Origin of the sequence: uncultured Ruegeria sp. (assembly GCF_947504215.1) — a bacterium.
Taxonomy (GTDB): domain Bacteria; phylum Pseudomonadota; class Alphaproteobacteria; order Rhodobacterales; family Rhodobacteraceae; genus Ruegeria.
Genome location: NZ_CANNGO010000006.1, coordinates 203,252 through 226,795, shown reverse-complemented (window position 1 = coordinate 226,795; position 23,544 = coordinate 203,252). Strand labels below are relative to the sequence as shown.

Here is a 23,544-nt window from a genome sequence, read left to right as displayed (position 1 = left end):
ACACTATGTGCCTCTGAATAAGGCGAAAGTTATTGGTGCTTGGGTCCGCTCAGGAGTATATCTTTCGCATGATCACAGAGTTTGGCCACTTCGCCCTTATCCTCGCCTTTTTTGTAGCCATCGTGCAAAGTGTGGTGCCGCTGATTGGTGCCTCGAAGCGCTGGAATGGCTGGATGCTGTTTGCGGAACCGGCGGCAATCACGCAGTTCCTGCTGACGGCATTTTCCTTTGGCGCACTGGTCTGGGCGTTTACCACCTCGGACTTCTCGCTGCGGATCGTGGTGGAAAACAGTCACTCGGCGAAACCAATGCTCTATAAGATCAGTGGAACATGGGGGAACCACGAAGGCTCGATGCTGTTGTGGGTGCTGATCGTGACCTTGTTCGGCGCTATGGCGGCATTCTTTGGTGGCGGTTTACCACCCACGCTCAAGGCGCGCGTTCTGGCGGTGCAATCCTCGGTAGCGGTGGCGTTCTTTGCCTTCATCCTGTTCACCTCGAACCCGTTTGACCGGCTGGCCATTGCCCCGTTTGACGGGCGCGATCTGAACCCATTGTTGCAAGACCCGGGTTTGGCCTTCCATCCGCCGTTTCTGTATCTGGGCTATGTGGGCCTGAGCATGGCGTTCAGCTTTGCCGTTGCCGCGCTGATCGAAGGCCGGGTCGACGCAGCGTGGGGTCGTTGGGTACGACCATGGACCCTTGCGGCTTGGATCTTCCTCACGATTGGAATCGCATTGGGATCGTGGTGGGCCTACTATGAGCTGGGTTGGGGCGGGTTCTGGTTCTGGGACCCGGTCGAGAACGCCTCGTTCATGCCGTGGTTGCTGGCGGCGGCTTTGCTGCATTCCGCTATCGTAGTGGAAAAACGCGAGTCGCTGAAAAGCTGGACCATTTTGCTGGCCATAATCGCATTCGGGTTTTCGCTGATCGGCACATTCATTGTGCGTTCAGGCCTGCTGACATCCGTTCATGCCTTCGCGACCGACCCTGAACGCGGTATCTTTATCCTGCTGATCTTGGTGGTGTTCATCGGCGGGGCGCTGACGTTGTTTGCTGCGCGCGCCCAAGCGATGGAGGCCAAAGGCGTGTTTGGCATGGTGAGCCGCGAAAGCGCACTGATTGTGAACAATGTGCTGCTTGCGGTCAGCTGTTTCGTGGTGTTCGTGGGCACGATGTGGCCAATGGTGGCCGAGATGGCGTTCGATCGGAAGCTTTCGGTCGGAGCGCCGTTTTTCAACGCGGCCTTCACCCCGTTCATGGTTCTGCTGGGCCTTGTCCTGCCAATTGGTGCGATGTTGCCCTGGAAACGAGGGCGCCTGAGACGGGCCGTCTGGTCGTTGCGGTATATCTTTGGGCTGGCTCTGGCACTGGCGTTGCTGGTTTGGGCTATGCAGACCGGACGTAGTGCTTTGGGACCGGCTGGCGTGTTCCTGGGGTCTTGGATCACCTTCGGTGCGATCTTCGATCTCTGGAGCCGCACAGGGCGCAATGGCAACCTAAAACGGTTGTTGCGGCTGCCGGGCGCTGATTGGGGTAAGGCTGTCGCCCATACCGGTCTTGGCGTCACAATATTCGCCATTGCGGGCCTGACGGCGTGGGAGGTCGAAGACATTCGCGTGGCGCAGCCCAATCAACCTTTTGATGTCGGGCAGTTTACTCTGACATTGCAGGATGTCCGCCGCGTTCAGGGACCGAACTACTTCTCGACTATGGCCGATGTGCTTGTCGAAAGGAACGGACGTCCGGTGACGACCTTGCAGCCCGAGAAGCGCGATTATCCGGTTGCGCGCATGCCGACAACCGAGGCAGCGATCGACTACCGGTTTACGCGGGATTTGTATGTGGTGATCGGGGATCAGCAACAGGATGGCGGCTGGGTTATGCGCACCTATATCAAACCGTTCGCCAACTGGATATGGGCGGGGTGCTTGATGATGGCACTGGGTGGTGTCTTCAGCTTGTGTGACCGCCGTTTCCGCGTGGCAGCCGGGGCGCGTAAAACCGCGCCAGGCGGAGTGCCTGCCGAATGAAGCGTCTTGTCCTGATCTTTCTGCTGATGGCCTCGCCACTTTTTGCCGTGCAGCCCGACGAAGTTCTTGAGGACCCGGTGTTGGAGCAGCGGGCCCGCGACCTGAGCACCGGATTGCGGTGTCTTGTGTGCCGGAACGAGAGCATCGACGAAAGCAACGCCGATCTTGCCCGAGACCTGCGGCTGTTGGTGCGCGAACGCCTGGTGGCTGGTGACTCGGATGAGGAAGCGATTGCATTCATCGTGGACCGCTACGGTGAGTATGTGTTGTTGAAGCCAACAACGTCCGGATCGAACGTGTTTTTGTGGCTGGCAGGGCCAATCATGTTGTTCATCGCGGCAGGCGTGGGGTGGACCTTCCTGCGCAATCGATCCAAAGCCCATGAGCTTGGTGATAACGACGCGCTGAGTGACGAGGAAAAAGAGCACCTGCGCCAAATTCTCGAAGACTGACGCGTGGTTCCGCTTTTCCTTGACGCGCGAATGCGTCAGGGTTCGGCAAAACACGGCGCGAGGGAGGCTTTCCATGGAATACGAAACGATCCTGTTGGACATCACGGATGGGTTGGCAGTTCTGACATTGAACCGTCCTGACAAGATGAACGCGCTGACCACTCAGATGCGGGCCGAGATCACCCATGCGATGAAACAAGCCGCCAAAGACGCCCGGTGCGTTGTGCTGACAGGGGCGGGTCCTGCCTTTTGTTCAGGTCAGGACCTTGGGGATGCATCCAGCACCGGCAAAATCGATCTGGAACGGTCGCTGCGTGACGAATATGAGCCGATGCTAGAGACCATTCACAACTGCCCGGTTCCAACGATTGCCGCCGTAAACGGACCTGCTGCAGGGGCCGGGGCCAATCTGGCGCTGTGTGCCGATGTAGTGATTGCGACGGAAAGCGCCTATTTCCTTCAGGCTTTTGCGCGCATTGGCTTGCTGCCAGACGCCGGTGGCACCTGGTTCATGCCGCGTCAGATGGGGCTGGCCAAAGCGATGGGTGCGGCCCTGTTTGCCGACAAGATCAGCGCCCGTCAGGCAGATGAATGGGGCCTGATCTGGGAGGCGATTGCAGATGATGCGTTTGACGCCCATTGGCGCAAGCGGGCCGCGTATCTGGCCAGCGGTCCGACTGCAGGCTTTGGTGCCATCAAACAGGCGTTGCGCGGGACCTATGAAAAGACGTTGCCGCAGCAATTGGCGACTGAAGCTCACTTACAGGGAAATTGCGGACGCACGCGCGATTTCTCGGAAGGTGTTGTCGCCTTTTTGGAAAAGCGCCCCGCAAAATTTGAAGGGCGCTGATACGGTTTAAGCGCGACGGCGGCGGCGCGTGCGCCGCTCGGGGGCGGCATCGTCACCGGTGCCGTCGGACGCCGACGAAAATGGCCCCAAAGCATCGGTGATCTGATCTAGAGTTGGGCGATCTGCGCGCGGCACTGAATCGAGGGCTTCGCGCATCTTCTCAAGATGTGCAGGCATGGTGCCGCAGCATCCGCCGATGATCTTGGCTCCGGAATCCCGGGCCATCGCCGCGTATTGCGCCATAAGTTCAGGGGTGCCGTCGTAATGGATGTGGCCATCGACATATTTCGGAATGCCTGCATTGCCCTTTGAAATCAGTGGGCGTTCAGTGCCCTGAGCGGCAAAGCCCAGCACTGTGCGCAAGATGTCCGACGCTCCGGTGCCGCAGTTGGCGCCAAAGGCGATCGGCGGGTTGGGCAGCGTTTCCACCAGCAATGCCAGGTCGGCCGAGGTCACACCCATCATGGTGCGCCCGGCGGTATCAAAGCTCATCGTGCCGCACCATGGCATGTCGGCAAGAGCAAAAGCCTCGGCTGCGGCGCGGAATTCTTCGGGTGCGCTGATGGTCTCAACCCAAAGAACATCGACGCCGCCATCTTTCAGCGCCTCGGCTTGTTCATGAAACATCTCGACAGCCTCGGCATGAGACAGGCTGCCAACGGGCTGCATGATCTCGCCGGTTGGGCCGACGGATCCGGCAACCACAACCGGGCGACCGGCCTTGTCCGCGATGTCGCGACCAAGCTCGGCGCCGGCACGATTCAGTTCAGCGACGCGGTTCTGAGCGTCATGCAGTTTTAATCGGGCTGAGGTGCCGCCAAACGTGTTGGTCAAAAACAGATCGCTGCCCGCATCGACGGATCCTTTGTACAAGGACCGGATTTTGTCGGGGGCGTCCACGTTCCAAAGTTCAGGCGCATCGCCGGATTGTAAGCCCATATTAAACAGATTGGTCCCGGTCGCACCGTCAGCCAAAATAGAGTCCGCAGTTTCCAGAAGTTTGCTCAGGGCGTTTGTCATGGGATGTTCCAAAAAATAGGCGCAAAACGCCGTTTTAAATCAGAGACGCCCCGTGTCTCATGACCGGGACGTCAAATCAATTTCATAAAACTCATGAAGATCATGAGTTCCAGAATTAAGGACTCAGGCTTCGGCCTCTGCCATCACTTGCTCTTTGGCTTCAACCAGCAGTTCGAGCATCTTTTCGCGAATTTTTGCTTCATCCGCCAGATCGCCCAAGTAGCCTTTGACAGCCTCGACAACATCGTCTTCGCTGACATTTTGAAGGTCAGCGTGAACGAGTACCTGCCCGTATGCACGCGCTTGTTCCACGGTTTCGCCCTTCAGCGCCGAAGCCCAAACCGCCATAAATCGGTTGCGGCGCATGCGGGCAATAAACTGCATTTTTTCATCATGTGCGAATTTGTTTTCAAACGCGGCTTCACGTTCGTCAAATGTGGTCATTGGTTGGGGACCCCTTGGGTTAAACTTCTTTCCTGATGATATGACTATACGAGACCGCAGGTGCAAGGTATTTGCGCTGAGTCAAAGCCTCTCGGTCTTGCGAACTTGCGGGAAAGGGGGGCTTGGACTATGAGGGCGCCACCGGAGAGGGACTCATTCACTCACCCAGGACTGGAAAGGTCGCTTATGGCGCGTCGCAAGAAGATCTATGAAGGCAAAGCCAAGATTCTGTATGAGGGCCCTGAACCGGGCACGATTGTGCAGTACTTCAAGGACGATGCCACAGCGTTCAACGCCGAAAAGAAAGACGTGATCGACGGCAAAGGTGTTCTGAACAACCGTCTGAGCGAGTTTTTCATGACCGGCTTGACCCAGATCGGTGTGCCGACCCATTTTATCCGCCGTTTGAACATGCGAGAGCAGTTGGTGCGCAATTGCGAGATTATCCCGTTGGAAATCATCGTGCGCAACTATGCTGCCGGATCGATGTCCAAGCGTTTGGGTATTGCCGAAGGCACGCAGCTGCCGCGCCCGATCATCGAGTATTGCTACAAAGACGATTCCCTGGGTGATCCGCTGGTTTCGGAAGAGCATATCGCGGCCTTTGGCTGGGCCAGCCAGCAGGATATGGACGATATCCTAAGCCTGGCGCTGCGCGTGAATGATTTCATGAGCGGTGTGATGCTGGCAGTTGGCATTCGCCTGGTCGATTTTAAAATCGAAATCGGACGCGTCTATGACGGTGATTTCCAGCGCCTGATCGTGGCCGACGAAATCAGCCCCGATAGCTGCCGTTTGTGGGATATCGAAACCGGCCAAAAGCTGGACAAGGATGTGTTCCGCCGCGATTTGGGCAATCTGACCGATGCCTATTCCGAGGTCGCGCGCCGGTTGGGTGTTTTGCCCAAAAGCAACGTGACCAAGCCAACACTAATCAATTGATCCGATTGCAGACCTGACCCAAATTCAAAAGCGCCGTTTCCAAAGAAGCGGCGTTTTTTGTGTTCGCGTGATCACTTAATTTGGTAATCAGTACGTGCAAGGGGACATTTGCCCGATAAGATTGGCAAAAAAGGTGACGCAATACATGGCTGAATTCTTTGATCAGGCCGTTTTTCTGAAATTCCTGGCCGCTGTTCTTGCGATCTTCAACCCGCTCTACAACATGCCGATTTTCCTGAGTATGACGCGGGGGTGCTCGGCGCCCGAGCGAAGGCGCGTTGCCCTGATTGTCATGACCTCTGTCACGGTTATTGCGTTGACGGCCGTTTTAATTGGAGAAGAAATTCTTGCTGTTTTTGGTATAGATGTTCCGTCGTTTCGCATCGCGGGCGGGATCATTATCTTCGGGATTGGCATGTCGATGCTGAATGCTGAGGATCGCCCTCTCGGAGATCAGGCGGCCGTCGCGGATGGGCATGAACGTAAGTTCAATTTTGCTGTGGTGCCTTTGGCCATACCGCTGACGATCGGTCCGGGAACAATCGCTATCACCATTGTCTTTTCACATCAGGCAACGCCCGGTACGGAAATTGTGACATTGGGTTCAGCGGTCGTCATTGCGTGCTCGATTGTCGGTCTGGGATTGTTGTTTGCAGATCAGATTTCGCGGTTCCTTGGCGATACGATGATCAATGTTCTGACCCGTATCATGGCGATCTTGCTGGTGGCTGTTGCTGTCGAAATGGTTCTGACCGGCGTGTTCAACGCAATTGACACGCACTATCCGGGTTTGACGACCGGGCAGGGCGCGCAAGGGTAGCGCTCGGCCGCTGCGGCAAACCGCACGGTAAACAGGGTTGTCCAATGGCATCAGGCGCGCTATCCCCCGCGCAACGAAATGGGCCCAAACGCGCGGCCCGCAGGTGGAGTTGCGAATATGAAAGCACGGGTGCATGTGATGCTCAAGAACGGGGTGTTGGACCCGCAGGGCGAAGCGGTGCGGCACGCATTGGGCGCCATGGGCTTTGATCAGGTCGAAGGTGTACGGCAAGGCAAAGTGATCGACCTGGAGCTTACCGAAGGCGCGACCGAGGCAGACGTGACCGAAATGTGCGAAAAGCTTTTGGCCAACACCGTAATCGAACGCTACGAAATCGAACTGGTCTGAAGCAATGCGGGCAGCGCGCCTCACCAGCTTTCGCCAGCCACTTGAGGTAAGCACCGTTCCCGACCCTGAACCTGCCGCACATGGCGTTGTTGTTCGGGTGTTGGCGTGCGGTGTTTGCCGGTCGGACTGGCATGCCTGGTCAGGCTCGGACCCTGATGTAGCGTTACCCATTACACCGGGGCACGAGTATTGCGGTGAGGTTGTTTCCGTCGGAGCACAGGTTGCCCGGTGGCGCGTCGGGGACAGGGTGATTGCCCCCTTCATTCTGGCATGCGGTCAGTGTGGCGATTGTGCGCAGGGTCATCAGACCGTTTGCGCGGATCAGATCGTACCCGGTTTCACCTGCGACGGCGCATTCGCCGAATACATCGCTGTTGCTCATGCCGACGCAAACCTGTCGGTTTTGCCCGAAACCCTGGCCCCGGAAATCGGGGCGGCCTTGGGATGTCGCGTGACGACAGCCTGGCAGGCTTTGGTGGGGCGGGCGCAGTTGCAAGGCGGCGAATGGCTGGCAGTTTTTGGTGGCGGCGGTGTTGGCGTTTCGGCACTCTTACTCGGAAAGGCGTTGGGCGCGCGTGTTGCCGTCGTCGATATCGACGATGACAAGCTGATCTATGCCAAAACACTTGGTGCGGACGCTGTCCTTAATGCGGCCATGTGTAATGCACCTGAGGCAATAAAAGACCTCACTGGCGGCGGCGCGCATGTGGCAATCGAGGCCCTGGGGGTTGAGACCACCACCGTGTCGGCCCTGCGGTCTTTGCGCAAACTTGGGCGTCTTGTCCAGATCGGCATGCCAACGGGAGAACACGCCCAGATGTCACTGCCGATGGATGTTCTGTATTCAGGACAACTGTCCATTTATGGAACACGAGGAATGCCAAGTTGGCGTTACCCATCACTTTTGTCACTGATCTCGGGTGGGGGTGTTGACCTTAGCCCGCTGGTGACACGAAAGATATCACTGAACCAGGTGAGCGATGAGCTTGCCGCTTTTGATACTCCGACACCTCCGGGCGTCGCGGTTGTCACTGATTTTGTCTCTTAGGAGGGTCCGCTATGCGCGCAGCCGTCATCGTATTCCCCGGTTCGAACTGTGACCGGGATCTTGCCGTTGCCTTCGAACAGGCTGGGTTCCAGGTCGATATGGTCTGGCACAAGGACGCGGCATTGCCGGAAGGCATCGACATTGTAGGAGTGCCCGGCGGATTCTCGTATGGCGACTATCTGCGCTGCGGTGCAATTGCCGCACAATCGCCGATTTGCAAGGCTGTGGTCGATCATACCGAGCGCGGTGGATACGCGGTTGGGGTCTGCAACGGGTTTCAGATATTGACCGAAACCGGGATTCTGCCTGGCGCGCTACTGCGCAATGCGGGTCTGAAATACATCTGCAAGACTGTTGGTCTGAAAGTGGAAACCAGCAACTCGGCCTTTACCGAAGGCTACAATGCCGGCGACGTGATCGGTATTCCCATCGCTCATCACGATGGAAACTATTTCGCCGATGACACAACGTTGTCCGCGCTGAAGGATCAAGACCGGATCGCGTTCACCTATACCGAGAATCCGAACGGCTCGGCCGGGGATATCGCAGGCATTTTATCGGAAAACCGTCGTGTTCTCGGGATGATGCCCCATCCCGAGCGCGCGGCAGATGAAGGCCATGGCGGGACCGACGGGGTGGCGCTGTTCCGCGCATTGTCAGGTGTTCTGGCACCGGCGTGACTTGAGATCGGACTGATCCAAGCGTAACTTCTGGGGATGAGTACCGAAGTTAGCTCTGGCTGGTCCAAACTGAAAAACCCATTCCGGGGTGCTCCACTAGGGTGGCGGTTGCGCGTTGCGATCATTATTCTTTTGGTGGCCACTGTTTCGACCGTTTGGATCACCAACCGGCTGCTGACGGATCGGTTCACTGAATCTACGCGAAACCGCGCAGAGCTGCGCCTGGCGCTGTATTCCGGCAACCTGCTGAGCGAATTGCGCCGTAACGCGATTGTACCGCAATTGCTGGCGCGCGATCCAACGCTGATCTCGGCGCTGCGCTCCAGCGATTATACGCTATCGACACAGCGCCTGATTTCTTTTGTCGAAGAAATTGGCGCTGCCTCGCTGATGCTGCTGGACGGGGATGGGCGGTCTGTTGCTGCCACCGACAGGAACCGTCTGGGCGAGGCACATCGGAATTCTGCCTATTTTGTGGATGCCATCAGATCAAATTCGACCATCTTTACCGTCATACCAAAGGAATCCGGCGGCTATAGCTTTGTCTATTCACGACGCATTCAGGCCGGATCGGAGATTCTGGGTGTTATCGTCGTAGAGGTCGATCTGCAGAAGTTCGAACGCGCCTGGGCGGGGATTTCAGATGCCGTAATGGTGACCGACAGCACCGGCAACATCATTCTGTCGACCGAACCACAATGGCGTGGGGTGGATGAAAACGCTGCCATGCTGCGCCAACCGCCACAAAACGCGATCCAACGCGCCATTCGGGCCACCACCGATTGGACGGCTCTGCCGCCGGATGCCTATCTTCAGGGTGAGGCAGTGATGCGGATGAAAACGCGGATTCCGTTCCGCGGCTGGCAGATGACGTCGTTCACCACCTATGCGTCGATCCGGGAAAAGGTGAACAGCGTGCTGGCGCTGGAAATCATGGGATTTGCGATTCTTCTGGCGCTGACCTTCTATGCACTCAGCCGCCGCGCGACGCTTCGGATGGCGCTGTTCCAGCGCGAGTCGGCAGAGCTTCGCGCATTGAACGCAAGGCTGCAGCGGGAAATTGCTGAGCGGGAACGGGTTGAAAAGACGTTGGATCTGGCGGAACAGACCCTCGCGCAAAGCTCGAAACTTGCGGCGTTGGGTGAAATGTCCGCGGCCGTCAGCCACGAGCTGAATCAACCGCTGGCTGCAATGAAAACCTACTTGGCTGGCGCGCGTCTGCTACTGCGTCGAAACCGTCCCGAAGAGGCGCTCGCCAGCTTTGGTCGCATTGATGGGCTGATCGAGCGTATGGGCGCGATCACACGACAGCTGAAATCATACGCGCGCAAGGGTGCAGATGCGTTTTCACCAGTAAACCTTGGGGAGGCGCTGGCCTCTTCCCTGTCAATGATGGAGCCGCAGCTGCGCCAACGGGAGGTCAAGATCACACAGATCCTGCCCGAGGACTCGGTTGTCGTAATGGGCGACCGCATGCGGATCGAACAGGTGATGGTGAACCTCTTGCGAAACGCGCTGGACGCCACCAAGTCAGTACCCGAGCCAGATCTGGAAATCATTCTGGCGGCGGGCGAAATGGCGGTGCTGACAGTGCGCGACAATGGTCACGGGATCGAAAACATCGAGAACCTGTTCGAACCCTTCTACACCACCAAACAGCCCGGCGATGGGGTCGGGCTGGGGCTTGCCATCTCGTCCGGGATCGTGAACGACCATGGCGGACGGCTGACAGCTCGGAACGGCCAATCAGGTGGCGCGGTGTTCGAGATGCAACTGCCGATACTAGGAAGCGACGGCCTTGAGGCCGCTGAATAACGGGGAAGACATATGGCACAAGCCATGAAAATCGCCATCGTAGACGACGAACAGGACATGCGGCAGTCGATCAGCCAATGGCTGGCGCTGTCAGGCTATGACACTGAAACCTTTGGCAGTGCAGAAGATGCACTCAAGGTTTTGGGGCCGGACTACCCGGGCATTGTAATTTCAGACATCAAGATGCCGGGAATGGATGGCATCCAACTGCTGAAAAAGCTGATGGGCGCCGACAGTACACTGCCGGTCATTATGATCACCGGTCATGGTGACGTGCCCATGGCGGTCGAGGCGATGCGGGTCGGGGCGTTTGATTTTCTCGAAAAACCGTTCAACCCGGACCGCATGTCGGAATTGGCGAAGCGCGCCAGCAACGCCAGACGGCTGACCCTGGACAACCGAGCACTGCGGCGCGAGCTGTCCGGCGGCACTCAGATCATGAACAAATTGATCGGTGCCAGCCCGGTTATGGAAAGGTTGCGCGAGGACATTTTGGATCTGGGCCAGGCCGATGGTCACGTTCTGATCGACGGAGAGACCGGGACAGGCAAAACTCTGGTCGCCCATGCCTTGCATGCCGTTGGCAGCCGAGCGGGCAAGAAATTCGTGTTAGTGTCCTGTGCGGCCTTGGAAGAAGAGGCGCTATCAAAGCGTCTGTTTGGCCCAATGATGCCTGAAGATGCCCAACTGCCAGCCATCGAAGAGGCCCGCGGGGGTACATTGGTGCTGGAGGATGTTGAGGCCCTAAGCGATACGCTTCAGGCCAAGCTGCTGAGCGTTATGAACGATCAGGGCACCCCGGCGGAAACCCGGATCGTCGCAATTTCAAACCTTCAGGAAGCGGGAAAAACCAGCGAGGATGTTCTGCGCCCTGATCTGTTCTACCGACTGGCGGCGCTGCGCATCACGATGCCGCCGCTGCGCCAGCGCGGCGAAGACATTCTGACGCTGTTTACGCGTCTGAGCGAGCAATTTGCCGAGGAATATGGCTGTGACGCCCCACAGGTCAGCGCTCAGGAAGCAGCGCAACTGTTGCAGGCGCCGTGGCCCGGCAATGTGCGTCAGCTGATCAACATCGCGGAACGCGCCGTGCTGCAATCGCGGCGTGGTTCGGGTACGATTGCATCCTTGCTGATGTCTGATCACGAAGAAATGCAGCCGGTGATGACAACCGAAGGCAAGCCGCTGAAGGAATATGTCGAAGCGTTCGAGCGGATGCTTATCGACAACACAATGCGCCGCCACAAAGGCTCGATCGCGTCCGTGATGGATGAATTGTGCCTGCCGCGTCGGACGTTGAACGAAAAGATGGCCAAGTACAGCCTGCAGCGGTCGGACTATCTCTAACGGGCAAGTGCCACCTTAACAGCTGCAACATTTGGAACGCCGGCGGTCTTAACTGATTGCCGGCGATGCAGTTTGCCCATTGTGTTTTCCACAGGACTGCTTTTAATGTGGGCGGACGGGCCTGATCCTTTTTTGCGTCTTTAAGTCCCGAATCAATGAGTTTCGCTGCTTTGCCCCAAGTGATGATCGATCTTTCACCGCAAAGCAGACCGATTGTGCCCCGCATGGGGCAGTGGAGTGCCTGAGCCCGACGCGTTGGGCGAAAGGAATAAATGGGCAGGAGGCGGCTTGTATCGCGCCTGTCGGAGAAGAACCGCGATGACGCGCGCGCAACGATTGAGAGAACGGGCAGGGGGCCAGAGCGCCAGACCCTGCCGCGCGCCGTCCGATATCGCCCTGACAAGACACCACCCCAAAAGCGCCTGTCCGCCCGGACGGGTCAGGACAACGCGTTTGGCGCGGTGCACCAAGGACACATGGCTAAGAAAATGCTTATCGATGCCACCCACGCAGAGGAAACTCGCGTTGTGGTGGTCGACGGAAACAAGGTCGAGGAATTTGATTTTGAATCCGAAAACAAACGCCAGCTTGCTGGCAACATCTATCTCGCAAAAGTAACCAGGGTCGAGCCGTCACTGCAGGCGGCCTTTGTGGACTATGGCGGCAATCGCCACGGGTTCCTCGCGTTTTCCGAGATCCATCCGGATTATTACCAAATCCCGGTCGCCGACCGCGAGGCGCTGATGGAGGAAGAACGCGCTTATGCCGAGGCCATGAAGGCTCGGGATGAGGCGGAAGAGTCCAAGCCCAAAAGACGCCGTTCGCGATCCCGGATTAAAGCGGCGGATGTAAAATCTGACGATGCAGTCGAGTCAATCGAAGTGTCTTCGGAACCATCTGGCATGGAAACCATCGATCTGGAAGATGGCGAGAACACCGACGATACGGTTGAAATGGACGTGCCCGAAGGCAGCTCACCGGTGGAGCTGGTCGCGGATACACCTGTTGAAGAACCGGTCGATGAAGCAGAGGCTGAAAAATCTGACGACACGCCGTCAGATGAGATTGCAGCAGCCCCTGAAGCAGATGCGACTGAGGGTGGCGACGGTGCGAAAGCTGCTGAAGCGGATGCGACAGACGCCACTTCGGAAGAAGTAGAACAGACTTCGGATACAAACGGCAAAAAAGCCGACGCAGAGGATGCTGACGAGGGCGACGCGCGCTCGGACGCGACCAGCAAGGACGATTCCATCGAATCCGTTGCCGATGAAGACGACAGCGAAGATATCCGTCCGCCGCGCAAGCCGCGCCCGCGCCGGTATAAAATCCAGGAAGTCGTCAAAGTCCGTCAGGTGCTGTTGGTTCAAGTGGTCAAGGAAGAGCGCGGCAATAAAGGCGCAGCGCTGACCACCTACCTGTCGCTGGCCGGTCGCTATTGTGTGCTGATGCCAAACACGGCACGTGGCGGCGGTATCAGCCGCAAGATCACCAACGCTCCGGACCGCAAGAAACTCAAGGAAATCGCCTCGGAAATTGATGTACCGACGGGTGCGGGTTTGATTATTCGCACGGCTGGCGCGAAGCGGACCAAATCCGAAATCAAGCGCGACTACGAGTATCTGCAGCGTTTGTGGGAACAAATCCGTGAACTGACCCTGCAGTCCATTGCGCCTGCAAAGATCTATGAGGAAGGCGACCTGATCAAACGGTCGATCCGGGATCTGTACAACCGCGATATAGACGAAGTTCTGGTCGAAGGCGAAGGCGGGTACCGCATTGCCAAGGACTTCATGAAGATGATCATGCCGTCCCACGCCAAGAACGTGAAACGGTACGAGGACGCGCTGCCCTTGTTCGCGCGCTACCAAGTGGAAAGCTATTTGGCGGGCATGTTCAACCCGACCGTACAGCTGAAATCCGGTGGGTATATCGTGATCGGCGTGACCGAAGCGCTGGTGGCCATCGATGTGAACTCGGGCCGGGCGACCAAAGAAGGTTCAATCGAAGAAACGGCGCTTAAAACCAACCTTGAGGCGGCTGAGGAAGTGGCGCGCCAATTGCGGCTGCGTGACTTGGCTGGTCTGATCGTCATCGACTTTATCGATATGGACGAGCGCAAGAACAACTCAGCCGTCGAAAAGCGCATGAAGGACAAGCTGAAGACCGACCGCGCGCGCATCCAGATGGGCCGTATCTCGGGCTTTGGTCTGATGGAGATGAGCCGTCAGCGTCTGCGTCCCGGTATGTTGGAAGCGACAACTCAGCCATGCCCAGCGTGTCATGGGACAGGTCTGATCCGGTCCGACGACAACATGGCGCTGTCGATCTTGCGCCAGATCGAAGAAGAAGGCACCCGTCGTCGTTCGCGCGAGGTTTTGGTGCGCTGCCCGGTCAGCATCGCCAACTTCTTGATGAATCAGAAACGCGAACATATCGCTCAGATCGAATCCCGTTACGGCCTGTCTGTGCGTGTTGAGGGCGATCTGCATCTGGTTAGCCCGGATTTCTCGATGGAGAAGTTCAAGACGGCGAGCCGGATCGTACCCGAGGCAACGGCACCTGTCGTCTCGGTGGATGCATCACTGATGGATCTGGTGGATTCATCCGACGAGGAAGAGGCCGAAGTCGCTGACGAGGCCGTTCAGGCCGAAGACGAAGCAAAGCCCAAGCGCAAGCGCCGTCGTCGCCGTCGGAAAAAGAACGGCGGAGGAGCAGACGCTCAGGACGCTGGATCCGAAACCGGCGATGCGCCGGCTGAAGACGGCGAAACCGCGGCTGAACCCGCAGAGGCGGCCGAGACGGATGCTCCCGCGGAACCGCAGAGTGAAGACGAGGCCCCAGCCAAGCCGAAAAAACGCCGAGCGCCGCGTCGCAAGAAAAAAGAGGTCGAGCCCGTTGCGGCTGACGCTGTGACCGAGGCGGACGCCACGGCCACGCAAGAGGTCGCGCCAGAGCAGGCCCGTGAACCCGTACAACAGCCTCTGGATGAGCAGCCTGCGCCTGAACCGGAAACAGCGGCCGAGCCTGCGGAAGAGGCGCCATTGGTTGCCGAAGCGACGCCCGAACCTGTCGAAGTTGCGGACGTGGCTGAAGTTTCGAACGAAGAAAGCGTAGAAGAAACACCTGCCGAGCCCCTGCTTGCAACGACCGCTCCCGAACCCGAAAAACCCAGCGAACCCGCCAAGCCTAAACGGCGAGGCTGGTGGTCCTTGGGCCAGTAGTCAAACAAAAAGGCGGGCCAGCGTGTCCGCCTTTTCTTTTGCACGCCCCGGCAACCTGTCAGCCTGATTTTTGAATGAGATAGATCTGATGCCCGTCGGCATCTTCCTGAGACACCAGCTGATGACCGCTTTCGACGCAAAAATGCGGGACATCGACGATCGCGGCAGGATCGTCAGCCAATACGCGTAAAACAGCCCCAGCAGGCATGGATTTCAGGCGTTTGCGAGCCTTCAGGACGGGCAGTGGGCACAGCAGGCCAAGGGCGTCCAGCGTTTCGGTCGGGTTTGACATGGGGATCAGATATTTCCACTTTGCCATGGTGTCCAGCGTGCAACCACGATGATGTGACCGATTGGCCCCGTGACGGCGACGCATCGATACCATATGTGCTGATCTATGTTCGGAATAGAAATCATCGATGCGGGTCTGCTTCCTGCCATGTTCGTCGCCTTGATTGGCGGGCTCATCAGCTTTTTGTCGCCTTGCGTGCTGCCCATTGTGCCGCCCTATCTGGCCTATATGAGCGGTGTGACGATCAACGAAATGCAGGATGAAGCCCGCGCGCGTCGCAAGGCAACCTTGTCAGCGCTGTTCTTTGTTCTGGGTCTGTCCACAGTCTTTTTGTTGTTGGGCTTTACGGCGTCGGCTTTCGGGGCATTTGTGCTGCAAAACCAGGTGCTGTTTGCCAAGATATCGGGCGCCGTGGTGATTGTCTTTGGCCTGCATTTTCTGAATGTCTTCCGAATTCCGCTGTTGGACCGGGAAGCCCGTGTTGAGACCGGCGATTCCGGTGGATCTGTGTTTGGCGCATATATTCTGGGGCTTGCCTTTGCCTTTGGCTGGACGCCGTGTATCGGCCCGCAGCTAGGCGCGATCCTCTCCTTGGCCGCATCCGAGGCGTCAGTCGCGCGGGGCACACTGTTACTTGGTGTCTACGCTGCAGGGCTGGGGATTCCGTTCCTGCTAGCGGCGATGTTCTTGAACCGTTCGATGACCGTCATGAACCGGATCAAACCCTATATGGGCACGATCGAAAAGGTGATGGGTGCGCTGTTGCTGTTTGTGGGCATCATGCTGGTCACGGGGCTGTTCACCGAGTTCAGCTGGTGGCTGCTAGAAACCTTCCCCGCGCTGGCAGTTCTGGGTTAAATCGCGAAGCCACCTTACCTTGGCCGCAATGCTGCGTTAACCTGTGCGGTAGAAGGTAAGGCCATGAGCAGTCAGACAAATCCCCCTCAGGTGCATAGGCGCCGAGTGTTCTATATACCCGGATATGACCCGATGCCTCCGCGGCGATATCGCGAGTTGTATCGAACTGAGTCTGTCCTGCAGGCGGCAATTTCCGGCTACGATATTTCGATTTCGCCAAAGTCCGGCGACGGTCCTTTCGGTTGGCGGGTGGTGTCCTTTCAGGACGGGATACAGGTCCAAACGGATGTCGACGTCCTGGTCTGGTCCGATATCGTTCAGGACAGTATGTCTGGATCGATTCCCGCGACCTACCTGCAATTGGCGCATACTGCGTGGATCTACCTGTCGACCGGTGCGTTGGGGCGGTTAGTGCGTTTGCGCAAGGGGCCCGTGATCGCGGCGCTGTATCCCGTGGGGATGTTGTTGACGCAACTTTTGGCTGCGCTTTTGGTGGCGTGGGGCATCACAACTTTGATGTGGTCCTTGGTTGGATGGTTGGCCTTGGTGCCTGCGCTTGCTGCGGCCTATGGATTGTTACGGTGGTTCCGAAAGATCGATAACCGCCTGTTTGCCTATTATCTGATGCATGACTACGCCTATTCGGCCCAGTCGAAAGGCGAAACCTCGGCAGAGTTGCAGAAGCGTCTGGATAGCTTCGCTGGTTTGGTGCAACAGGCACTGCAAACAGAGGTGGACGAAGTGCTGGTTGTGGGGCACAGCTCGGGCGCACATCTGGGTGTGTCGGTCTTGTCTGACCTGATCCGCGACCACCGCGTGCCGGAGAACGGTCCGGTTCTGTCCTTCCTGACCCTGGGGCAGGTGGTGCCCATGGTCTCGTTCCTGCCCAAGGCGCACCGCTTGCGGGCCGATCTTCAGTTTCTCTCAAACAGCGATAACCTAACCTGGGTCGATGTTTCTGCACCAGGTGATGGTTGCGCTTTTGCGTTATGCGATCCGGTGTCCGTCAGCGGCGTGGCCGGGACGGGCAAAAAATGGCCACTGGTCCTGTCAGCGGCTTTCACCAAAACCCTTTCACTCGAGCGCTGGAATGCGTTGCGTTGGCGGTTTTTCAGGCTTCATTTCCAGTATCTCTGCGCCTTCGACCAGCCAGGCACATATGATTACTTTCGTATCACAGCTGGCCCGCAAACATTAGGCGAACGTTTCAAAGGGCGCGCACCGTCCAAGTCCCGCATCGAGGCGCCCGTTTCGAAATACACCTCGGTGGACGCATGAACCCACCCAAACCGCAGCCACGCCCCGATAAGGTCTCGCTCTGGCGGTATCTGAGGCTGTTTAGGCAGGATCTACTGTCAGCGCAGCCCCAACGCCTGTATCGTGCCTGGATGGCTGAATTCCGCACGCCGTTCTTCCGATCTTACATGGTCAACCAACCGGACCTAATTGAAACCGTTCTGAAAAAGCGCCCGGACGACTTTCCCAAATCTGGCCGGATCAGCGAAGGTTTGCGCCCGTTGTTGGGCGACTCCGTATTTTTGACCAATGGTGCGGTATGGAAACGCCAGCGCAGGATCATTGATCCTGCTTTTGAGGGTGGACGCCTCAAAGACACGTTCCCCGCCATGCTTTCAGCCGCTGAGTCCTGTGTCGAACGTTTGCGTCCGCATGTTGGAACGCAGATCGAATGCGAGGGGATCACCAGCCATGTGGCCGCAGATGTGATATTTCGCACTTTGTTTTCGGTTCCGATCGAACATGAGGTCGCGGCGCAAGTTTTCGAGAAGTTTCGGGCCTATCAACGCGAACAGCCTCTGCTGAATCTTGCGGCGTTTGTGCCGGTGCCACGGTGGTTGCCTCGGTTTCATTCACGCAAAACGCGTAGAAATGCACAAGAAATTCGAAAGCTGATCGCAAAGCTCACCTCAAAACGTGCCGATGCAATTGCGGATGGAACAGCACCGGATGACCTAGCGACCAAGATCATGACTACTCCTGATCCGATGACAGGTCAGTGCTTTGAAACCCATGAGATGATTGATCAGGTTGCGATTTTCTTTTTGGCCGGGCATGAAACCAGCGCGTCGGCCCTTGCCTGGACGCTGTATCTGATGGCGCTGTATCCTGACTGGCAGAACAAGGTCGCAGCCGAGGCGCAGGCGCTGGACGATCCCACATTCGCGACCATGTCCAAGCTAAAAATCAGCCGCGATGTGTTTCGTGAGGCGCTGCGGCTATACCCACCGGTTCCGATGATGGTGCGTGAGGCCGGGTGCCCGGAAAAGTTCCGAAACCGGGACGTGCCAAAGGGATCGCAGATTGTCATCAGCCCGTGGCATCTACACCGGCAAGAGCGGCTGTGGGACAACCCGGACGGCTTTGATCCGTTCCGCTGGGCCACCGAGAATGGCAAGACCTGCCAACGAGAGGCTTACATCCCGTTTTCTACTGGTCCCCGCGTCTGTACTGGCGTCGGATTTGCCATGGTCGAAGGGCCGTTGATCCTGTCGATGCTACTGCGCCATTTCAAATTCGAAACAATCAGCGGTAAAACGCCGATTCCGGTCGCTCATTTGACGGTTCGGTCCAAGGATGGAATTTGGTTGCGGCTGGTTGAGCGCTAACAATCTACCATCGTCGATCCACGTGCTGTATGCGGGTGAGGAAATCGGAATCAGTATTAAACGGGAAAGCATTATGTCCAAAGCAGAACAGCGCGCGCAGATGTCCAACGGAGCAGGTTTTATCGCAGCACTGGATCAAAGCGGCGGATCGACACCCAAAGCGCTGGCGCTCTATGGGGTAGAAGCGTCCGACTATAGCTCGGACGAAGAAATGTTCGGCGAAATCCAAAAGATGCGGGCGCGGATCATTCTGGCGGATGATTTCACCAAGGATAAAGTCATCGGGGCAATCCTGTTCGAACGCACATTGGGCGAAGAGATCGATGGCCGCAAAGTGGCTGACTATCTTTGGTCGGTGAAAGGTATCGTTCCGTTCCTGAAAATCGACAAAGGTCTGGAAGAAAAGGCCAATGGTGTTCAAGTGATGAAACCGATCCCGGGGTTGGCCGAGACCTTGGCCAAAGCAGACGGCGTTTTTGGCACCAAGGAACGGTCTGTCATTCACGAAGCCAATGCCGAAGGCATCGCCGCCGTCGTGTCACAACAGTTCGATGTTGGGCGTGAGGTGGTCAAGGCGGGCATGATTCCAATCATCGAGCCCGAAGTGAACATTCATTCAGAAACAAAGGCCGCGGCAGAAGACATTCTGAAGGTAGAACTTCTGAAGAACCTCGATCAGTTGAATGACAATCAGGATGTCATGTTGAAACTGACGATCCCCAATCAGGCGAACCTGTATGACGAGGTCGCCGATCACCCGCGCGTGCTGCGCGTTGTGGCCCTTTCTGGGGGATATTCGACGGAACAGGCCTGTGATCTTTTGGGGCAGAACGGTAAGATGATTGCATCCTTCTCGCGTGCGTTGACCGAAGGCTTGGCTAAACAGCAATCCGATGCGGAATTCAACGCGGCGCTGGGTGGAAACATTAACAAGATCTTTAGCGCGTCCGCGTGATCTCTGGCGCCCTTCGGGGCGCCTGTTTACTCCGGTTTGATGAATTCGCGGCGCAGTTTTGATGCCTTTTCGCGCATGACACAGCCCGTGGCGTGATCATTGACCAACCCCATCGCCTGCATGAAGGCGAATACGGTGGTGGGGCCAACAAATTTCCAACCGCGTTTCTTCAGGTCTTTCGACATCGCCACGGATTCTGGCGAGGTTGATGCGGTTTGTGGGTCTGGCGGTGTCTTGGATTCGTATTGCCAGACATAAGCCGCCAAAGATCCTTCTGATGCGATCAGCTCCTGCGCGCGGCGGGCATTGTTGATCACAGCTTCGATCTTGCCGCGATGACGTATGATGCCTTTGTCTTGTAACAGGCGTTCTACATCCGCATCAGAAAACGCGGCCATTTTGTTGAAATCAAAGCCATAAAACGCGTTTCTAAAATTCTCGCGCTTGGACAGGATCGTGCGCCAGCTGAGGCCGGACTGAAAACTCTCAAGGCACAGCTTTTCGAACAGCCGCTGATCATCGGCCACCGGATAACCCCACTCGTTGTCATGGTATTCGAAGAATTCCGGCGCAGATTGGCACCAAGCGCAGCGGGGTTGCCCATCCGGGCCAACTATAGTCTCGCTCATGAATGTACCCTTTTTGTTCTCAGTATCCTAAACTCAGGATCTGGACCAACGCAAGGGGTCATTGCCGTTCGCTATACCAGTTTAGGATGAACACGCGAATGGCCGACGCCAGACCGGTTTCTGGATCGCGCGCCACATCAATTTCCGCAGCCAACACATTGATTGGAATATTTTTCTGCTTGGCGATATTCCGAAATGCCTGCCAGAATTCATCCTCTAGCGAGACCGAGGTCCGGTGACCTTTGAGTGTCAAAGAACGTTTGATCGGACGACCGCTCATTCTTCCAACTCGTGATTATCCAGGTCGCGGCGTGTCTTGCCGTCTCGCTGCTTCACAGCGTCTTTCTCGGCCTGTGATTGGCCGAATTTCACAGCGTTTTCGCCTGCACGGGCCTTTTTCTCGGCCCGTGCCTTTTCTTTTCGATACCGGTTCAAGTTGACCGGCTTGCCCATCAGTCTTTCGGACCGATCATCTGTTCAGGACGGACAACCGCATCAAAGGTTGCTTCATCGACAAAACCCAGCGCGATGGCCTCTTCCTTCAGGGTCGTGCCGTTCTTGTGCGCGGTTTTGGCGACGGTGGTGGCGTTGTCGTAGCCGATGGTTGGGGCTAGCGCTGTGACCAGCATCAGCGATTCCTTCATCAGCTTTTCGATGCGCGGCTCATTGGCCTGAATGCCCAGCAACATCCGCTCAGTAAAGCTGTCAGCCGCGTCACCCAGTAGCTGGATGGACTGCAACAGGTTGTAAGACATCATCGGGTTATAGACATTGAGCTCGAAATGCCCCTGGCTGCCGGCAAACTTAATGGCAGCGTCATTGCCCATCACGTGGGCCGCAACCTGAGTCAGCGCTTCGGCCTGCGTCGGGTTTACCTTGCCGGGCATTATGGACGAGCCGGGCTCGTTTTCCGGCAGAACCAACTCACCCAGACCCGAACGTGGGCCCGAACCCAGGAAGCGGATGTCATTGGCGATCTTGTAGCAACTGCCTGCAATCGTGGCCAAAGCGCCTGACAGGAAGACCATGGCGTCATGGGCGGCCAGCGCTTCGAACTTGTTCGGCGCGGTGACGAAGGGCAGGCCGGTGATGTCGGCCATGTGGCCTGCGACAGACTCGCTCCATCCTTTTTGAGTGTTCAGGCCGGTGCCCACCGCGGTGCCGCCCTGGGCCAGCTCATATATTCCCGGCATGGTGGCCTGAACCCGGGCGATGCCCTGACGGATCTGATGAGCGTATCCGCCAAATTCCTGCCCCAACGTCAGCGGCGTTGCATCTTGTGTATGCGTACGGCCGATCTTGATGATGTCTTTGAACTCGTCTGCCTTCTGCTCCAACCCAGACGCAAGTTTTTCAAGGCCGGGCAGCAGCACATCGCGCACGCTCATCGCTGTGGCGATATGCATGGCGGTGGGGAAAGTATCGTTCGACGATTGGCCCATATTGCAGTGATCATTAGGGTGAACCGGGTCTTTTGAGCCGATCACGCCGCCGAGAATCTCGATCGCACGATTGGCGATTACTTCGTTCGAGTTCATGTTCGATTGGGTGCCCGACCCGGTTTGCCACACGACCAGAGGGAAGTTGTCGTCAAACTTGCCCTCAATCACCTCACCTGCGGCGGCAATGACCGCATCTGCGATGGTAGCGTCCAGGTTGCCTGTTGCCTTGTTCTGCATGGCACAGGCTTTCTTGATCACGCCCAGCGCGCGCACGATGGCGACCGGTTGTTTTTCCCAACCGATCGGGAAGTTCATGATCGAACGCTGTGTCTGCGCGCCCCAGTATTTGTCGGCGGGAACCTCCAGCGGGCCAAAGCTGTCGGATTCGGTGCGGGTTTGAGACATCGGTCACTCCGTCTGGTATGCAATCATATGCCGTTTAGCCCCAGTAAATCTGCGACGCAATCGGCAAGTTGCGCGCACCATAAACACAGGGACGTCAAAGGTATAGGCACGTGGGTGCGTCATTTTTATTGTCCCAGCTTCAGAATGCGCCATTGTTAACCGTACCCGCTTGGCTACAATGTCAGGACAGCCGATTTGGAGAACTAAATGCTCGTATCTCAACGGATTTCATCCATGAAAGTTGCCGCATTTACTGCTGGACTTCTGCTTTGGGTCGTCGTGCTGGGCAGTACCGTGCGGGCCGCTGAAATCACCCCCTTTATCGGCAGCTATATCGGCTCGGCTGATGTTGTTGATGTTGATGGAACCGCCACTCCCCGGGATATGAGCGTATCCATTCATGAAACTGCAAAAGGATTCAACGTCAGTTGGAAAACAACGACGTATAAGTCGGATGGCAGGGTGAAAGAGCAAAAGTTCTCGGTTGATTTTCAGCAATCTGATCGCCCCGACGTGTTCTCGGCGGCCATGAAAAGAAACGTGTTTGGGCACGAGGTCCCGCTTGACCCGATCAAAGGCGAGCCATTTGTTTGGGGTCGGATTGATGGGCAAACACTGACTGTGTTTTCGTTGTTTATAAACGAGCAGGGCGGCTACGAGTTGCAACAATTCGACCGCACCCTAACGGATGGCGGTCTGAACCTTGCCTTTACGCGTTTTATCAACGGCGAAAAGTCTCGATCCGTCGAAACCTTCCTGATGAAACAATAAGCCCTGCGTTGCGCAGGGCTTAGTTGGTCTTACTTTCGGAAGCTGTCCAGTGACACCACGTCTGCGTCGTGATGCTCGTCCTCTTCCTCGACCTCAATCATTTCCTCGACAACGGGGTCTTCGTCTGCTTCGTCTTCAGGGCTTTCAAATCGTAGGCCGAATTCTACGGACGGGTCCACGAAGGTCTTTATTGCTTCATACGGGATATAAAGAGGTTCTGGCTTGTCACCGAAGTTCAGCGTGATCGCAAAGCCGTCATCTCCAACGTCAAGGTTGTCGAACCAATGCTGGACAACAATTGTCATCTCTTCTGGATATCGCTCGCGCAGCCAGTCTGCGATATCCACGCCTTCTTCTCGCGTGTCGAAAGTGATGAAGAAATGATGAGACCCGGGCAAGCCGGTCTCAGAAACCCCGGTCAGAACAGTCTTGATCAACCCGCGCATGGCGGTGTGCATCAGGTTTCCATAGTCGATGTCTTGCGACATGTGTCATCCTCGAAAGTGGTTGGCCTCAGCATAGGGGTTTTGTTCGGAAACGAAAGGGCG

24 protein-coding genes are annotated in these 23,544 nt (G+C 56.9%); 16 read left to right on the top strand and 8 right to left on the bottom strand.

The features are described from left to right. Nucleotides 1–68: 68 nt before the first annotated feature. The 3 genes from Q1B21_RS13465 to Q1B21_RS13455 all read left to right on the top strand — a co-directional run bounded on the left by Q1B21_RS13465 (nt 69) and on the right by Q1B21_RS13455 (nt 3,335). A complete protein-coding gene (locus tag Q1B21_RS13465) occupies nt 69–2,033 on the top strand; it encodes a heme lyase CcmF/NrfE family subunit (protein WP_299890010.1) in 1,965 nt (654 codons plus the stop codon). Then, nucleotides 2,030–2,485, top strand: a complete 456-nt coding sequence (locus Q1B21_RS13460) for a cytochrome c-type biogenesis protein (protein WP_298935682.1) — start codon at nt 2,030–2,032, stop codon at nt 2,483–2,485. The genes Q1B21_RS13465 and Q1B21_RS13460 overlap by 4 nt, the downstream gene beginning before the upstream one ends. Nucleotides 2,486–2,558: 73 nt before the next feature. Further along, complete coding sequence (locus Q1B21_RS13455) at nt 2,559–3,335, top strand: enoyl-CoA hydratase-related protein (RefSeq protein WP_299075126.1); 777 nt, start codon at nt 2,559–2,561, stop codon at nt 3,333–3,335. 6 nt (nt 3,336–3,341) lie between these two features. On the opposite strand, the gene bmt is transcribed toward Q1B21_RS13455, so the two are convergent. Together bmt and Q1B21_RS13445 are read right to left on the bottom strand one after the other, a co-directional pair. Beyond that, nucleotides 3,342–4,355: a betaine--homocysteine S-methyltransferase gene (gene bmt / locus Q1B21_RS13450; RefSeq protein WP_299890007.1), complete on the bottom strand. Its 1,014-nt coding sequence runs from the start codon at nt 4,353–4,355 to the stop codon at nt 3,342–3,344. Nucleotides 4,356–4,478: 123 nt separating this feature from the next. Beyond that, nucleotides 4,479–4,799 (bottom strand): DUF1476 domain-containing protein, encoded by a 321-nt coding sequence (locus Q1B21_RS13445; RefSeq protein ID WP_298935675.1) that lies wholly within the window; start codon nt 4,797–4,799, stop codon nt 4,479–4,481. 186 nt (nt 4,800–4,985) lie between these two features. Between Q1B21_RS13445 and purC the strand changes: the two genes are divergently transcribed. The 8 genes from purC (at nt 4,986) to Q1B21_RS13405 (ending at nt 15,020) form a co-directional block, all read left to right on the top strand. Then, nucleotides 4,986–5,741: a phosphoribosylaminoimidazolesuccinocarboxamide synthase gene (gene purC / locus Q1B21_RS13440; RefSeq protein ID WP_299890004.1), complete on the top strand. Its 756-nt coding sequence runs from the start codon at nt 4,986–4,988 to the stop codon at nt 5,739–5,741. A 145-nt stretch (nt 5,742–5,886) separates the two neighbouring features. Beyond that, a complete protein-coding gene (locus Q1B21_RS13435) occupies nt 5,887–6,561 on the top strand; it encodes a MarC family protein (RefSeq protein WP_299890002.1) in 675 nt (224 codons plus the stop codon). Between the two features lie 117 nt (nt 6,562–6,678). Further along, on the top strand, nt 6,679–6,909 hold the full coding sequence (gene purS / locus Q1B21_RS13430; RefSeq protein WP_298935669.1) for a phosphoribosylformylglycinamidine synthase subunit PurS: 231 nt from the start codon (nt 6,679–6,681) through the stop codon (nt 6,907–6,909). A 4-nt stretch (nt 6,910–6,913) separates the two neighbouring features. Next, nucleotides 6,914–7,957, top strand: a complete 1,044-nt coding sequence (locus Q1B21_RS13425) for a zinc-dependent alcohol dehydrogenase family protein (protein ID WP_299890000.1) — start codon at nt 6,914–6,916, stop codon at nt 7,955–7,957. Nucleotides 7,958–7,968: 11 nt separating this feature from the next. Beyond that, nucleotides 7,969–8,637 carry a phosphoribosylformylglycinamidine synthase subunit PurQ gene (purQ, locus tag Q1B21_RS13420; RefSeq protein WP_298935665.1) on the top strand — a complete coding sequence of 223 codons (669 nt, stop codon included), beginning with the start codon at nt 7,969–7,971 and terminating at the stop codon, nt 8,635–8,637. A 36-nt stretch (nt 8,638–8,673) separates the two neighbouring features. Next, a complete protein-coding gene (locus tag Q1B21_RS13415; RefSeq protein WP_299889998.1) occupies nt 8,674–10,452 on the top strand; it encodes an ATP-binding protein in 1,779 nt (592 codons plus the stop codon). Nucleotides 10,453–10,464: 12 nt separating this feature from the next. Further along, complete coding sequence (locus tag Q1B21_RS13410; RefSeq protein WP_120635372.1) at nt 10,465–11,799, top strand: sigma-54 dependent transcriptional regulator; 1,335 nt, start codon at nt 10,465–10,467, stop codon at nt 11,797–11,799. A gap of 476 nt (nt 11,800–12,275) precedes the next feature. Next, nucleotides 12,276–15,020 carry a ribonuclease E/G gene (locus Q1B21_RS13405; RefSeq protein ID WP_299889996.1) on the top strand — a complete coding sequence of 915 codons (2,745 nt, stop codon included), beginning with the start codon at nt 12,276–12,278 and terminating at the stop codon, nt 15,018–15,020. A 58-nt stretch (nt 15,021–15,078) separates the two neighbouring features. Here the strand turns inward: Q1B21_RS13405 and Q1B21_RS13400 are convergent, their stop codons facing one another. Continuing rightward, nucleotides 15,079–15,312 (bottom strand): sulfurtransferase TusA family protein, encoded by a 234-nt coding sequence (locus tag Q1B21_RS13400; RefSeq protein WP_299890114.1) that lies wholly within the window; start codon nt 15,310–15,312, stop codon nt 15,079–15,081. Between the two features lie 105 nt (nt 15,313–15,417). On the opposite strand from Q1B21_RS13400, the gene Q1B21_RS13395 reads away from it, so the two are divergent. The 4 genes from Q1B21_RS13395 (at nt 15,418) to Q1B21_RS13380 (ending at nt 19,749) form a co-directional block, all read left to right on the top strand. Further along, a complete protein-coding gene (locus Q1B21_RS13395) occupies nt 15,418–16,170 on the top strand; it encodes a cytochrome c biogenesis CcdA family protein (protein ID WP_298935654.1) in 753 nt (250 codons plus the stop codon). A gap of 63 nt (nt 16,171–16,233) precedes the next feature. Beyond that, nucleotides 16,234–17,448, top strand: a complete 1,215-nt coding sequence (locus tag Q1B21_RS13390) for a hypothetical protein (protein WP_299889994.1) — start codon at nt 16,234–16,236, stop codon at nt 17,446–17,448. Continuing rightward, entirely contained in the window at nt 17,445–18,794 is a 1,350-nt protein-coding gene (locus Q1B21_RS13385) for a cytochrome P450 (protein WP_299889992.1), read from the top strand. The genes Q1B21_RS13390 and Q1B21_RS13385 overlap by 4 nt, the downstream gene beginning before the upstream one ends. A gap of 73 nt (nt 18,795–18,867) precedes the next feature. After that, nucleotides 18,868–19,749, top strand: coding sequence for a fructose bisphosphate aldolase (locus Q1B21_RS13380; RefSeq protein ID WP_298935750.1), 882 nt, complete (start codon nt 18,868–18,870; stop codon nt 19,747–19,749). A 26-nt stretch (nt 19,750–19,775) separates the two neighbouring features. On the opposite strand, the gene Q1B21_RS13375 is transcribed toward Q1B21_RS13380, so the two are convergent. From Q1B21_RS13375 to fumC, 4 genes are read right to left on the bottom strand one after another with little or no spacing between them, the layout of a single operon-like run. After that, nucleotides 19,776–20,378: a DNA-3-methyladenine glycosylase I gene (locus tag Q1B21_RS13375; RefSeq protein ID WP_298935648.1), complete on the bottom strand. Its 603-nt coding sequence runs from the start codon at nt 20,376–20,378 to the stop codon at nt 19,776–19,778. Nucleotides 20,379–20,436: 58 nt separating this feature from the next. Further along, nucleotides 20,437–20,658, bottom strand: coding sequence for a ribbon-helix-helix domain-containing protein (locus Q1B21_RS13370; RefSeq protein ID WP_298935644.1), 222 nt, complete (start codon nt 20,656–20,658; stop codon nt 20,437–20,439). Next, nucleotides 20,655–20,831 (bottom strand): DUF4169 family protein, encoded by a 177-nt coding sequence (locus Q1B21_RS13365; protein WP_298935642.1) that lies wholly within the window; start codon nt 20,829–20,831, stop codon nt 20,655–20,657. Before Q1B21_RS13365 ends, Q1B21_RS13370 begins: the two co-directional genes overlap by 4 nt. Next, nucleotides 20,831–22,225 carry a class II fumarate hydratase gene (gene fumC, locus Q1B21_RS13360; RefSeq protein ID WP_298935640.1) on the bottom strand — a complete coding sequence of 465 codons (1,395 nt, stop codon included), beginning with the start codon at nt 22,223–22,225 and terminating at the stop codon, nt 20,831–20,833. The genes Q1B21_RS13365 and fumC overlap by 1 nt, the downstream gene beginning before the upstream one ends. Nucleotides 22,226–22,432: 207 nt before the next feature. Between fumC and Q1B21_RS13355 the strand changes: the two genes are divergently transcribed. Beyond that, the gene (locus tag Q1B21_RS13355) at nt 22,433–22,996 is read left to right on the top strand and encodes a hypothetical protein (protein ID WP_299889988.1); all 564 of its coding nucleotides are present in this window, start codon (nt 22,433–22,435) and stop codon (nt 22,994–22,996) included. 29 nt (nt 22,997–23,025) lie between these two features. Here Q1B21_RS13355 and Q1B21_RS13350 read toward each other — a convergent pair whose 3' ends face one another. Further along, nucleotides 23,026–23,484, bottom strand: a complete 459-nt coding sequence (locus tag Q1B21_RS13350; RefSeq protein ID WP_298935636.1) for an SspB family protein — start codon at nt 23,482–23,484, stop codon at nt 23,026–23,028. Nucleotides 23,485–23,544 lie beyond the last annotated feature (60 nt).

Excerpts from the sequence above, each read along its gene's own strand:
- Q1B21_RS13390 (WP_299889994.1), top strand. The coding sequence starts at position 16,234 with ATGAGCAGTCAGACAAATCCCCCTCAGGTGCATAGGCGCCGAGTGTTC.
- Q1B21_RS13415 (WP_299889998.1), top strand. The coding sequence starts at position 8,674 with ATGAGTACCGAAGTTAGCTCTGGCTGGTCCAAACTGAAAAACCCATTC.
- fumC (WP_298935640.1), bottom strand. The coding sequence starts at position 22,225 with ATGTCTCAAACCCGCACCGAATCCGACAGCTTTGGCCCGCTGGAGGTT.
- Q1B21_RS13410 (WP_120635372.1), top strand. The coding sequence starts at position 10,465 with ATGGCACAAGCCATGAAAATCGCCATCGTAGACGACGAACAGGACATG.
- Q1B21_RS13435 (WP_299890002.1), top strand. The coding sequence starts at position 5,887 with ATGGCTGAATTCTTTGATCAGGCCGTTTTTCTGAAATTCCTGGCCGCT.
- purC (WP_299890004.1), top strand. The coding sequence starts at position 4,986 with ATGGCGCGTCGCAAGAAGATCTATGAAGGCAAAGCCAAGATTCTGTAT.
- bmt (WP_299890007.1), bottom strand. The coding sequence starts at position 4,355 with ATGACAAACGCCCTGAGCAAACTTCTGGAAACTGCGGACTCTATTTTG.
- Q1B21_RS13375 (WP_298935648.1), bottom strand. The coding sequence starts at position 20,378 with ATGAGCGAGACTATAGTTGGCCCGGATGGGCAACCCCGCTGCGCTTGG.
- Q1B21_RS13460 (WP_298935682.1), top strand. The coding sequence starts at position 2,030 with ATGAAGCGTCTTGTCCTGATCTTTCTGCTGATGGCCTCGCCACTTTTT.
- Q1B21_RS13400 (WP_299890114.1), bottom strand. The coding sequence starts at position 15,312 with ATGTCAAACCCGACCGAAACGCTGGACGCCCTTGGCCTGCTGTGCCCA.
- Q1B21_RS13385 (WP_299889992.1), top strand. The coding sequence starts at position 17,445 with ATGAACCCACCCAAACCGCAGCCACGCCCCGATAAGGTCTCGCTCTGG.
- Q1B21_RS13350 (WP_298935636.1), bottom strand. The coding sequence starts at position 23,484 with ATGTCGCAAGACATCGACTATGGAAACCTGATGCACACCGCCATGCGC.
- Q1B21_RS13380 (WP_298935750.1), top strand. The coding sequence starts at position 18,868 with ATGTCCAAAGCAGAACAGCGCGCGCAGATGTCCAACGGAGCAGGTTTT.
- Q1B21_RS13425 (WP_299890000.1), top strand. The coding sequence starts at position 6,914 with ATGCGGGCAGCGCGCCTCACCAGCTTTCGCCAGCCACTTGAGGTAAGC.
- Q1B21_RS13455 (WP_299075126.1), top strand. The coding sequence starts at position 2,559 with ATGGAATACGAAACGATCCTGTTGGACATCACGGATGGGTTGGCAGTT.
- Q1B21_RS13445 (WP_298935675.1), bottom strand. The coding sequence starts at position 4,799 with ATGACCACATTTGACGAACGTGAAGCCGCGTTTGAAAACAAATTCGCA.
- Q1B21_RS13355 (WP_299889988.1), top strand. The coding sequence starts at position 22,433 with ATGCTCGTATCTCAACGGATTTCATCCATGAAAGTTGCCGCATTTACT.
- Q1B21_RS13370 (WP_298935644.1), bottom strand. The coding sequence starts at position 20,658 with ATGAGCGGTCGTCCGATCAAACGTTCTTTGACACTCAAAGGTCACCGG.
- Q1B21_RS13405 (WP_299889996.1), top strand. The coding sequence starts at position 12,276 with ATGGCTAAGAAAATGCTTATCGATGCCACCCACGCAGAGGAAACTCGC.
- purQ (WP_298935665.1), top strand. The coding sequence starts at position 7,969 with ATGCGCGCAGCCGTCATCGTATTCCCCGGTTCGAACTGTGACCGGGAT.
- Q1B21_RS13395 (WP_298935654.1), top strand. The coding sequence starts at position 15,418 with ATGTTCGGAATAGAAATCATCGATGCGGGTCTGCTTCCTGCCATGTTC.
- purS (WP_298935669.1), top strand. The coding sequence starts at position 6,679 with ATGAAAGCACGGGTGCATGTGATGCTCAAGAACGGGGTGTTGGACCCG.
- Q1B21_RS13365 (WP_298935642.1), bottom strand. The coding sequence starts at position 20,831 with ATGGGCAAGCCGGTCAACTTGAACCGGTATCGAAAAGAAAAGGCACGG.
- Q1B21_RS13465 (WP_299890010.1), top strand. The coding sequence starts at position 69 with ATGATCACAGAGTTTGGCCACTTCGCCCTTATCCTCGCCTTTTTTGTA.